The sequence below is a fragment of the Nocardia anocheti genome (assembly GCF_029675105.1).
In the GTDB taxonomy this organism is placed as follows: domain Bacteria; phylum Actinomycetota; class Actinomycetes; order Mycobacteriales; family Mycobacteriaceae; genus Nocardia.
This window is the reverse complement of sequence record NZ_JAQQFV010000031.1, coordinates 1-370: the sequence shown is the minus strand read 5'-3', so window position 1 is coordinate 370 and position 370 is coordinate 1. Positions and strand designations below refer to the sequence as shown.

Sequence of the window (370 nt, the reverse complement as noted above, 5' to 3'; positions counted from 1 at the left end):
CCGCATCGAATCAAATTCCACGACCTACCGGCAGAGCCGAGCGGTTTCGAGGAGATCCGAGCGGATCGTTTGTCTTGCCTGGAAAGAACGTCTGTTCTTTCAGGACCCAATAGTGTGTCGGTATACCACCGCGGCCTCGGACTTTGCCGTGGCCTTGATGCGATGAGTCAGTCAGCGTTCCACCCATGAGCTCCGCAGTTCTACATATGAGAACTAAGCGGCTCTGCCAACCTCGAAACCACCTCTGTGGCACAAGAATTGGAGATGCTCCTTAGAAAGGAGGTGATCCAGCCGCACCTTCCGGTACGGCTACCTTGTTACGACTTCGTCCCAATCGCCGATCCCACCTTCGACGGCTCCCTCCCACAAG

General features: G+C 55.9%; 1 rRNA gene. It reads right to left on the bottom strand.

Features of this window, described 5'->3' with window-relative positions:
- Positions 1–275: 275 nt before the first annotated feature.
- A 16S ribosomal RNA gene (locus tag QC180_RS30140) occupies positions 276–370 on the bottom strand; the annotation flags it as partial.